Origin of the sequence: Pseudonocardia halophobica, assembly GCF_027922425.1 — a bacterium.
GTDB classification, from domain to species: Bacteria; Actinomycetota; Actinomycetes; order Mycobacteriales; family Pseudonocardiaceae; genus Pseudonocardia; species Pseudonocardia halophobica.
This window is the reverse complement of record NZ_BSFQ01000028.1, coordinates 87,350-97,461: the sequence shown is the minus strand read 5'-3', so window position 1 is coordinate 97,461 and position 10,112 is coordinate 87,350. Positions and strand designations below refer to the sequence as shown.

Here is a 10,112-nt window from a genome sequence, read left to right as displayed (position 1 = left end):
CCCGGGCGCTGGAACGCGCGCAGGGCAAGACCCGCCCGCAGTGGCGGGCGCTGCTGCGCCGGCTGATCGCCCGGCTCGACCCCGACGGCGCACACCGCCGCCACACCACCGCCCGCACCACCCGCGAAGTCAGCTACCGCCCGCTCCCGGACGGGATGGGCTCGATCTGGGCCCGGCTCTCCGCGGTCGACACCGAAGCGGTCTGGCAGACCCTGTGCCGGCTGGCCAAAGCCCTGGGTCCGGACGACCCACGCACCATGGACCAGCGCCGCGCCGACCTGCTGGTCGACCTGTGCCCCGGCCGCCTCACCCTCACCGACACCACCGCAGTCACCGAACAGGTCACCGCCGCCCTCGCCCACCTGCGCGACAGCTACAACCCCGGCGCCGACACCGACGGCACGGCCGCTGCAAGGGCCACGACTGAAGATGCAGGCGCCTCCGGCACGCAGACCGGTCCCGCCGTCGCGCAGGCCGATGCCGCAGGCCCCGCCACCGCCCGCCAGGCCAGCACAGACCCGACGAGTGCAGACCCGGCCGAGGCCGCCGGCGGTTCCGGAGAGAGCCCTCCACCCGAACCGCGACCAGGCGGAGAGACCGCCAACCCGCTCGGGGAAGCCGCACTGGCGGTCAGCGAGGCACAACTCGCGGCCGCGGTCGAGGCCGCGGTCGAGGCCGTGCTCACCCACCGCCCGGACCCGCAGGCGGTCGGGCGCGGGAAGCCGTTGATCCAGGTCGTGGTCGGCTACGACACCCTCACCGGTGCTTCCGACACCCCGGCCGAACTCGTCGGCTACGGCCCCATCCCGGCCGGGCTCGCCCGCGAAGCCGCCGCCGACGGCGTCTGGAAACGCCTGATCACCGACCCGCTGTCCGGGGCGCTGCTCGACCACGGCCGCACCCTCTACCGACCACCCGCCGCCCTGCGCGACTTCGTCGTCGCCCGCGACCAGACCTGCCGGTTCCCCACCTGCAACCGCCGCGCCCTCGACGGCGACCTCGATCACCACCAGCGCGCCGCGGACCGCGGGCCCACCTACGAGCGCAACCTGCACGGGCTGTGCAGACACCACCACACCCTCAAGGAGCACGAGGACTGGCAGGTCCTCGCCCACCCCGACGGCTCGCTGACCTGGATCACCCCCACCGGACACCGGTACCTCAGCAAGCCCTACGACTACCGACCCTTCACCACCGCGCCCGACGCCGAGCCGATCGTGCCGGATCCGGAGGCCGCAGCAGAGTTCGCCGCCCGCGCCCAACGCGACGCCGACACCGACACCGACCAGCCCGGCGACACCCCACCCACCCCACCCACTGCCCCGCCCGGTGGCTGGACCCTCGCCAGCATGCGCGGCGACCTCATACCCGCCGACCTCGACGACCCCGCCCCCTTCTGATCGCGCGATACCGCAGCCCTGGCCTACCTCGGCCACCGCTCCCGCACGATCACCCGCCGCGTCCCCCCTCAACCCCTCGGCGAGCCGACGTAGAGCGTCGAGCCCCCCGTCCAGTACGCATGCGAGAGCGGCCGTGCCCTGCAGCGGATTGACCCAGAGCCGGTTCCGCACCTCGCTGCCGACACTGTGCGCTCGAACGTTCATCACCTCTGCTCCGATCTGACGATCAGCTGCCACAGCCGCTCGTGGCGCCGATCTCGATCTCACGCCGCCAGGCTCGCGGTCGCCGCCCCGCCCACATCGGACGCCACCACTGAAGCTGGACAAATCTTGCCGAACGTACGTTAAGGTCTCCCGGCGACACTGTGCCCCATGTCACCTCGACGAGGACGTCAGGAGACCCTGTGACTCCCCAGACCCGCACCCGCTGGGTGATCGCCCTGCTCATGCTGTTCGTGGCGATCAACTTCGCCGACAAGTCGATCATCGGGCTCGCCGCGGCCCCCATGATGAAGGAGCTCGGGCTCAGCGCCACCGAGTACGGCACCATCGCCAGCTCCTTCTACCTGCTGTTCAGCATCTCGGCCGTCGTGTTCGGCTTCCTCGGCAACCGGTTCTCCGCGAAGTGGATGCTGGTGGCGCTGGCGGTGATCTGGTCCGCCGCGCAGCTGCCGATCCTGGTGCCCGCCGCGGGCTTCGCGGTCCTGCTGATCACCCGCGTCCTGCTGGGCGCGGGCGAGGGGCCCGGCATCCCGCTCGGTATGCACGTCGCCTTCTCCTGGGTGGAGGAGCGCAAGCGCGGGTTCACCGCGGCTTTGCTGACCGTCGGCTCCGGCCTCGGCGTGATCATCGGCGCCCCCCTGCTCAACGCGGCCATCGCCGCATGGGGTTGGCGCTCCGCCTTCGGCATCCTCGGCGCCATCGGGCTGCTCTGGGCGATCGCGTGGGTGATCGTCGGCGGCGACGGCCCGTTCGCCACCACCGCCGCGAAGTCCGCCCCGGTCACGCCGGCCGCCACCGACGAGCCGCGCGTGCCGTACCGCCGGCTGCTCACCTCCGGTACCTGGCTGGGCACGATGTTCTCCGGGTTCACCGTCTACTGGGGCCTCGCGCTCGCCATCGCGTTCCTGCCGCTCTACCTCGGCCAGGCCGGCTTCAGCGGCACCGCCCTCGGCTTCGTGGTGACCGTCCCGGCGTACATCTCGATCGTGTTCATGCTGGTCGGCGGGTGGCTGTCGCAGCGCCTGCTCCGCCGCGGCCTGTCCCGGCACCTCGCCCAGGGCGTGCTCGGCGGGGCATTCGCGCTCGTCGCCGGGATCAGCATGCTGCTGATCACCCGGGTCGACGCGCCGATCCTGCTGCTCCCGTTCGTCGCGCTGGCGTTCGGGATCGGCAACTCGCAGACCCCGCTCTCGCAGGCGGCCGTCGCGGACGTGACGCCGACCCGCCAGCGGGGCGCCACCCTGGGCATCTGGTACGCGATCGTCGCTGTGGCGAGCGTCGTGTCGCCGCTGCTCACCGGCGTACTGGTCGACGCCGCACCCACCCCCGTCGAGGGGTACGCGCGGGCCTTCGACATCGCAGGTCTGCTGATGGTGCTCGGCGGCCTCACCGCCATGCTCGTGGTGCGGCCGGACCGGGACGCCGCGCGGCACGGCCTGCGCCGCGCCGTCGCCCGGCCGACGCCCGTCGCCTGACGACGACGTGCGGGCCCGGCACACGCCGGGCCCGCACCGTCGGCCCGTCCACGTCGATGACGTCGCCCATGATCGACGATCACCCGATCGGCCGTAGGCGGGGGCGATGAGTTCCGCGTGGGGCCCCGGTCTCCCGTGCGACACCCCGACAGAGCACGCACTCCGGACCGACCGGTCCGCAGCGAGGAGGCACCCCGATGGCCACCACCCAGATCTTCGTCAACCTGCCGATCACCGACCTGGCGACCACCCGCGCGTTCTGGACCGCACTGGGCTACACGTTCAACCCCGACTTCTCCGGCGACGAGTCGCTCGCGCTCGAGATCGGGCCGGGCATCTCCGCGATGCTGCTGTCCCACTCGCACTTCGGTGGGTTCACGGTCAAGCCCATCGCCGACGGCAGCGCCACCGAGGCGATCCTGGCCCTCGGCGTCGACAGCCGGGACGAGGTCGACCGGCTCGCCGACGCGGCCCTCGCGAACGGCGGCGCGAAGGCGCAGGACCCGCAGGACCACGGCTTCATGTACGGCCGCTCGTTCCTCGACCCGGACGGCCACCACTGGGAGGTCGTGTGGATGGACCCCGACGCCGGCCAGGGCTGATCCGCCTCCGCGTCAGCTCACCCAGCCCCGGTCGGCGGTGAACCCCACCGACATCGCGGGCGGCGGGTCGAGGTCGCGCAACCGCCGGTACAGCTCGGCCCGCACGCCGTCGAGGTCCTCGACCGTGCGGGCCGTCGAGCGGGCGTCGACGACGAAGTCGACCTCCAGGTCGAGCCGGCCCCCGACCTTGCCGGCCCGGACGAACGACTCGGCGAAGCCGTAGGCGTCCTCGACCGCGCGCACCTCCGCCCGGATGCGGTCGAGGACCTCCGCGGGCGGCGCCATCGTGAGGATCTCGCGGCCGCTGCGCAGGATGAGCCGCACCGGGACCGGCAGGAACGCTGCCGACGCGAGCACGACCATGACGGGGTCGACGTAGGCGGCCGCCGCGGCCCGCCCGGTCGCCTCCAGGGCCCAGGCGACGCCGAACCCGACGAGCACCCCGACGCTGAGCAGCGTGTCCCCCGCCCACTCCGCCGCCTCCGCGCGCGCCAGGTCCGAGCCGCGTGCGGACATCCGCCGCAGCAGAGCCGTCACGACCACGCCGCCGAGCGTCGACACCACGCCGTAGACCAGCGCGGCGCGCACGGCGATCCCGGTGGGCCCGGCGAGCAGCTCGAGCACCGCGCCGACCAGGGCGTACACGCAGAGCCCGGCCATCGCCGCCGCCTTGAGGACGACCGCGAGCGGCTCCCACGCCTCGCGCCCCCAGGGGTACCGCTCGTCCGGGCCGCGGCGCGCGGTGCGCAGGGCCAGGACCGCGAGCAGGGTGAGCCCGACGCTCGCGAAGGAGTAGAGGCCGTCGAACACGATCAGCCGGGAGCCGGTGAGCGCGCCCCACACCAGCGCGAGCACCGCGAACCCGGCGGAGGCCCAGAGCGAGATCGCCAGGACCCGGTCGTCCCGCGAGGAGGTCACGGCCGGACGGTAGCGTGGAGAACGACCGTTTCCCGCGAGGACCACGGGCGGACCGAGGACCACCGCCGTTCCGAGGACCACCGCCACACCGAGGACCACCGCCACACCGAGGACCACCGCCATACCGAGGACCACCGCCATGCCGCCCTTCGACACCGAGGCCGCCCGCACCCGGCTGCTCGACGCCGCGGAGGAGCTCTTCTACGCCCGCGGCATCCAGGCCGTCGGCATGGACGACATCCGGAGCGGCGCGGGGCTGCCGCTCAAGCGCGTCTACGCGCTGTACCCGGCCAAGGAGAGCCTCGTCGAGGCCTACCTCGAACGGCGCGACGTGCGGTGGCGGGGCCGGCTCGCCGCCGCGGTCGAGGAGGTCGACGACCCGGACGGCCGGATCCTCGCCGTGTTCGACTGGCTCGGCGCCTGGTTCCGCGAGCCCGGCTTCCGCGGCTGCGCGTGGATCAACGGGTTCGGCGAGCTCGGCGCGGTGTCGGCGGCGATGGCCCGCCAGGCCCGCGCGCACAAGCGGGCGTTCGCCGACTACCTTGACGGCCTGGTCGCCGCGGCCGGCCTGCCCGCCGACGTCGGCCCGCAGCTACTGCTGCTCGCCGAGGGCGCGATGGTCACGGCCGGGATCTTCGGCACGGACGCTCCGGCCGCCCAGGCCCGCACCGCCGCCGCAGCGCTCCTCCGGGCCGCGCGCGGCTGACCAGATGTCCGTCCGGTTACCGGCGGACAACAGCGTGTGACCGGCGTTGTTCGAAGAACGCCGGTTCTCTACGGTCCGGGAGAACGCACGTTCTCAACCCGTCAGGAGCCGACGCCGTGGCCGACCGACCGCCCCTCCCCCCGTTCACCCTCGAGACCGCACGGAAGAAGGTCCAGGCCGCCGAGGACGCCTGGAACACCTGCGACCCGGAGAAGGTGTCGCTCGCCTACAGCGAGGACTCCGTGTGGCGCAACCGCGACCGCTTCGTCCGCGGCCGTGCGGAGATCGTCGCCTTCCTCACGGAGAAGTGGGAGCGCGAGCTCGACTACGCGCTGCGGAAGTCGCTGTGGACCTTCGCCGGCAACCGCATCGCCGTCCGCTTCCAGTACGAGTGTCACGACGCCGCCGGCACCTGGTACCGCAGTTACGGCAACGAGAACTGGGAGTTCGACGAGCACGGGCTGATGGTCCGGCGCGAGGCCAGCATCAACGACCTCGTGATCGACGAGTCCGACCGGCGGATCTTCGGACCGCGCAACGAGGCCGACCGCGACCTGGAGATCCCGTTGCAGTAGCGCCGGGTCAGCAGCCGTCCGCCGCACTGATCTCCTCGGCGACCCGGCAGGCGGAGGCGCCGTCGTGCCCCGTGCCGGTGGCGAGGCGGCGCAGGAGCTCCCGGAGCGTGTCCCGCTCGGCCGGCTCGAGCGGGGCGAGGAGCCGCTCCTCGGCCTCGCGGAGCCTGCGGTCGAGCTCGCAGAGCCGCTCGCGGCCGGCCGCAGTGAGGACGATCCGGCGGGCCCGGCGGTCCGCCGGGTCCGGGCGGCGCTCGACCAGGCCGGCGCCCTCCAGCTCGTCGAGCAGGTAGGTCATCACGGTCCGGTCGACGCCCAGCATCCGGGCGATGGCGAGCTGGGTGCTGACCTCGCCGTCGTTCGCGGCGGCGAGCACCTGATAGCCGCGCGGGCCTCCGGGCAGCCCGGAGACCACCTCCTGCGCTGTGTGCAGGTGCGCGCGGGTGACCCGGCCCAGCGCCCAGCCGAGGTCGGCGTCGACGCGCTGCGGGGTGGTCACGCCGTCGAGACTACCTGTGGTGAGGCGCTCTGTTGACAAGATAGTCTGTAAAGCAGAACATCTAGTTGACAGCGTTTCCCCTCCCGGAGGTTCCCGTGTCCCTGTTCCGCCTCGACAGCAGCATCCGCACCGAGGGCTCGGTGAGCCGCGAGGTCGCCGACACCCTCGAGCGGGCCTACCTCGACCAGCACCCGGGCGGCGCGGTCGTGCGCCGCGACCTGGTCGCCGACCCGATCCCCGTCGACGCGTGGCCGACCGCCGCGCTGGCCGGCTTCACCCCCGAGGACCAGCGCACGGACGCCCAGCGGGAGGCCCTCGGGCTGGCCGCCCGGCTGGCCGACGAGGTGCTCCGCGCCGACGCCGTCGTCCTCGCGACGCCGCTCTACAACTTCGGGGTGTCCCAGCACCTCAAGGCCTGGATCGACCTGCTCATCACCGACCCGCGCTTCGCGCCCGGCACGGCGCCGCTGGCCGGCCGTTCCGTCGCGCTGGTCGTCGCGCGCGGCGGCGGCTACGGCGCCGGTACGCCCCGCGAGGGCTGGGACCACGCCACCGGCTGGATCGTCCGGATCCTCGCCGACGTCTGGGGCGCCGACGTCACGCTCATCGAGGCCGAGCTGACCCTGGCCGACGTGCAGCCCGCGATGGCCGAGCTCCGGCCCCTCGCCGCGCAGGTCCGGGCGCAGGCGCACGAGCGGGCCGAGACCGTCGGCAAGGACTTCGGCCGGACCGCCGCCTGACGCTCCCGGCCCCCGTGGAAACCTGACACCCGTGCTGCGGGTGGAGGGGGTCCACAAGCGATACCGGCACGGCCCGCCGGTCCTGGCCGGCGTCGACCTCGCCCTCGGGCCCGGCGCACCGGTGGTGCTCGCCGGCGGCAACGGGTCCGGCAAGTCGACGCTGCTGCGCATCGTGGCCGGCTGTGCCGTCCCCACCGCGGGCCGGGTGACCGGGCGGCCCGCGGTCGTCGGGTACCTCCCGGACCGCTTCCCGGCCCAGCTGCGCCTGCCCGCCGACGCCTACCTGCGCCACCTCGCGCGGATCCGGGGCGTCCGGCCCGAGCCCGGCCTGCTCGACCGCCTCGGGTTCGCCGGGCCGCGCCGCGAGCCGATGGCCCGGCTGTCGAAGGGCAACGCGCAGAAGGTCGGGCTCGCCCAGGCGCTCGGCGCCGGAGCGGGCCTGATCGTGCTCGACGAGCCGTGGGCCGGCCTCGACGCGGCGGCGGCGGACACCCTCGCCGACCTGCTCGCCGAGGCGGCGGCCGAGGCGACGGTGCTGGTCACCGACCACACCGGGCGGGCCGCGCGCCTCCGCGGCGCCCGGCACCTGCGGCTGGCCGGGGGACGGGTCGGCGAGGCCCCGCCTCCCCCGCCGGCCGTCGCGATCGTGCTGCGCTGCCCGGACGCCGAGCAGGTCCGGCGCCGGCTCGCGCCGGCGGGGCGGCTCGAGGGCGGGCGGCTGCACCTGCACGCCGCGCCCGCCGAGTCCGACGCGGTGCTGTTCACGGCGCTGCAGCTGGGGTGCTCGGTCGAGTCGGTCGGGCCCGCGTGACCGCCGTCGCCGTGGCGCGCTACCTGCTGGCCGACGCCGTGCGGTCGCAGCGCGTGGTGCTCCCCGTCGTGCTGCAGGTGGCGGTGCTCGCGGTGCTGTTCGGCGGCGATCCCGGCCGGCTGCCGGAGCCGTGGGGTGCCTCGGTGCTCACGCTCTACCCGGTCGCGGCCTGGCTCGCGCTCACCGTCGCGCACACCGAGGACCCGGTGCAGCGGGGCGTCACCGTCGCCGCGGCGGGCGGGTTCGGGCCGGTCGCGGCCGGGACGCTGCTGGTCGCCCTGGCCGGGGACGGCGGGCTCGCCGTGCTCAGCGTGGTGTGGCCGCTGGTCACGACCCCGTACTCCGCCTCGCCTGCGGTCGTCGTCGCCGGGCTGCTGGCGCACCTCGCGGCCGGGGCGACGGGCACGGCCGTCGGTCTGCTGTGCGCGCGGCCGTGGATCCGCCGGATCGGCCGGTCGTTGCTGGTCGGGGCGGTCGTGGTGATCGCGACCGCCGTGCAGCCGTGGCTGCCGCCGGTCGGCAGCGCCGTGCACGCCCTGGAGCGCGGGGCGGGGCCGGACGCGTTCGTGCTCCCGGTCCTCCTCGCGCTGGGCGTGGCCGTGCTGGTCGCCTGGGCGGGCGTCGTGCGGGCCCGCCGGGAGTGAGCGCTACACGCGGCCGCTCAGCGCCGCGGCCCGGATCGCCGGCCGGTTCGGCTTGCCCTGCTCGGTGAGCGGGACGCGGTCGACGGGCAGCACGCGCAGCGACGCCGCCACCTCCGGCCCGTGCTCGGCGGCCACCGCGACGCGGCACTCCTCGGCGTCGACGGTCCCGTCCGGCCAGGCCTCCACCGCGGCGATGCGCACGCCCTCCTCCAGGTCCGCCACCAGCACCGCGTACCGCACGGACGGCAGCCGGCACAGCGTGTCCTGCAGGTCCACCGTGGTGACCGCGCCCAGCGCGCCGACGTCGGACTCGCGGCCGAGGACGCGCAGCATGCCCTCGGCGTCGAGCTCGCCGAGGTCCCCGGTGCGGTACCAGCCGTCGACGAAGTGCTCGGCCTCCTCCACCGGACGGTGCCGGTAGCCCTGGGCCATGGCCGGCGACCGCACCTCGATCACCCCGGCCCGCGGGTCGAGGGCGCCGTCCGCGCCGCGGAACCGGACCTCGACGCCCGGAAAGATCCGCCCGGCGCAGCGGAAGCGGGAGGGCCGGTCGTGCTCGGCGGGCAGCAGCGCGCTGACCATCCCGATCTCGCTGGCCCCGTAGGTGTGCATGATCACGGGGCCCAGCCGGTCGTGCGCGCGGATCCGGAGCACGGGCGCGGCCATCGCCCCGATGTGGGTCAGCGCGCGCAGCGAGCTCAGGTCGTGCTCGGCGAGCTCGGGGCGGTCCATCAGGTCGAACAGCTGCGGCTCGACCAGGAACAGGTGCGTGATCCGCTCCTTCTCGATCGTCTCGAGGGTGACGAGCGGCTCGTAGTGGTCCTGCAGCACCACGCTGCCGCCGGCGAGCAGGGTCTGGTCGACCAGGATCTGGGTGAGGTAGGCCAGCCTGCCGTTGGCCAGCTGGCGGCGCTCGGGGGCGGGCGCGACCGCGGTCATGGCGCTGTAGTGCGCGAAGGCGCGCCAGCTGCCCTTCGGCACGCCGGTCGTCCCGCCGGAGGAGATCACCACGGCGAGGTCCTCGGGGCGGGCGCGGCAGGGCAGCGGGCCGGCGTCCTCGGCGGCCGCCAGCTCGTCGAGCCGCAGGTCGACGCCGGGAACCGCGCCGACGGCGGCCACCGGGGCGCTGACGCCCGCGGGCAGCAGCTCCGCCGTCTCCGGGAACACCACGACGAGCCGCGGGTCGAACCGGGCGATCATCCGGGCGCGGCGGTCGGGGTCCGGTGGCACCGACAGGAACACCGCGCCGGCCCCGATCAGGTGCGCGGCGTAGCGCACGGCCAGCGCCTCCGGCCGGTTCGGGGCGAGCAGTGCGACGAGGTCGCCGCGGCCGACGCCGAGCCCGTCGAGCGCCCGGGCGGTCCGGCGGATGGCGGCGAGCAGGCCCGCGGCGGTGGTGTCGACCCCGTCGCAGCGCAGCACGGGCCGCTCCCCCGCCGCCTCCAGCGTGGCGACCAGGTCCTCGATGTAGACGTTCACGACGCTTCCTCTCCCCGGTGTCCGTCGGTGCGGGCCGACCCTGC

The 10,112-nt window shown here is 74.7% G+C and carries 11 protein-coding genes; 8 read left to right on the top strand and 3 right to left on the bottom strand.

Going from position 1 to position 10,112, the window contains the following annotated elements; all coding sequences use genetic code 11:
* The 3 genes from PKE99_RS26385 to PKE99_RS26375 form a co-directional block, all read left to right on the top strand.
* A partial coding sequence (locus PKE99_RS26385; protein WP_271214927.1) for an HNH endonuclease occupies positions 1-1,400 on the top strand: 1,400 nt, incomplete at its 5' end.
* A gap of 404 nt (positions 1,401-1,804) precedes the next feature.
* Positions 1,805-3,097: an MFS transporter gene (locus tag PKE99_RS26380; protein ID WP_051738006.1), complete on the top strand. Its 1,293-nt coding sequence runs from the start codon at positions 1,805-1,807 to the stop codon at positions 3,095-3,097.
* Positions 3,098-3,294: 197 nt separating this feature from the next.
* A complete protein-coding gene (locus PKE99_RS26375; protein ID WP_037050787.1) occupies positions 3,295-3,699 on the top strand; it encodes a VOC family protein in 405 nt (134 codons plus the stop codon).
* Between the two features lie 12 nt (positions 3,700-3,711).
* Here the strand turns inward: PKE99_RS26375 and PKE99_RS26370 are convergent, their stop codons facing one another.
* The gene (locus tag PKE99_RS26370) at positions 3,712-4,617 is read right to left on the bottom strand and encodes a cation diffusion facilitator family transporter (RefSeq protein WP_037050994.1); all 906 of its coding nucleotides are present in this window, start codon (positions 4,615-4,617) and stop codon (positions 3,712-3,714) included.
* Positions 4,618-4,756: 139 nt separating this feature from the next.
* Between PKE99_RS26370 and PKE99_RS26365 the strand changes: the two genes are divergently transcribed.
* Both PKE99_RS26365 and PKE99_RS26360 read left to right on the top strand, forming a co-directional pair.
* Positions 4,757-5,323 carry a TetR/AcrR family transcriptional regulator gene (locus PKE99_RS26365; RefSeq protein ID WP_037050789.1) on the top strand — a complete coding sequence of 189 codons (567 nt, stop codon included), beginning with the start codon at positions 4,757-4,759 and terminating at the stop codon, positions 5,321-5,323.
* 116 nt (positions 5,324-5,439) lie between these two features.
* On the top strand, positions 5,440-5,898 hold the full coding sequence (locus tag PKE99_RS26360; RefSeq protein ID WP_037050792.1) for a nuclear transport factor 2 family protein: 459 nt from the start codon (positions 5,440-5,442) through the stop codon (positions 5,896-5,898).
* Between the two features lie 7 nt (positions 5,899-5,905).
* Here the strand turns inward: PKE99_RS26360 and PKE99_RS26355 are convergent, their stop codons facing one another.
* Positions 5,906-6,394 carry a MarR family winged helix-turn-helix transcriptional regulator gene (locus PKE99_RS26355; RefSeq protein WP_037050794.1) on the bottom strand — a complete coding sequence of 163 codons (489 nt, stop codon included), beginning with the start codon at positions 6,392-6,394 and terminating at the stop codon, positions 5,906-5,908.
* Positions 6,395-6,489: 95 nt separating this feature from the next.
* Here PKE99_RS26355 and PKE99_RS26350 point away from each other — a divergent pair, with 95 nt between their 5' ends.
* From PKE99_RS26350 to PKE99_RS26340, 3 genes are read left to right on the top strand one after another with little or no spacing between them, the layout of a single operon-like run.
* Positions 6,490-7,134, top strand: coding sequence for an FMN-dependent NADH-azoreductase (locus PKE99_RS26350; protein ID WP_037050796.1), 645 nt, complete (start codon positions 6,490-6,492; stop codon positions 7,132-7,134).
* 31 nt (positions 7,135-7,165) lie between these two features.
* A complete protein-coding gene (locus PKE99_RS26345; protein WP_051738007.1) occupies positions 7,166-7,945 on the top strand; it encodes an ATP-binding cassette domain-containing protein in 780 nt (259 codons plus the stop codon).
* Positions 7,942-8,589 (top strand): hypothetical protein, encoded by a 648-nt coding sequence (locus tag PKE99_RS26340; RefSeq protein ID WP_037050798.1) that lies wholly within the window; start codon positions 7,942-7,944, stop codon positions 8,587-8,589. Before PKE99_RS26345 ends, PKE99_RS26340 begins: the two co-directional genes overlap by 4 nt.
* Before the next feature lie 3 nt (positions 8,590-8,592).
* Here PKE99_RS26340 and PKE99_RS26335 read toward each other — a convergent pair whose 3' ends face one another.
* Positions 8,593-10,068: a class I adenylate-forming enzyme family protein gene (locus PKE99_RS26335; protein ID WP_051738008.1), complete on the bottom strand. Its 1,476-nt coding sequence runs from the start codon at positions 10,066-10,068 to the stop codon at positions 8,593-8,595.
* Positions 10,069-10,112: the final 44 nt, after the last annotated feature.

Excerpts from the sequence above, each read along its gene's own strand:
- PKE99_RS26375 (WP_037050787.1), top strand. The coding sequence starts at position 3,295 with ATGGCCACCACCCAGATCTTCGTCAACCTGCCGATCACCGACCTGGCG.
- PKE99_RS26365 (WP_037050789.1), top strand. The coding sequence starts at position 4,757 with ATGCCGCCCTTCGACACCGAGGCCGCCCGCACCCGGCTGCTCGACGCC.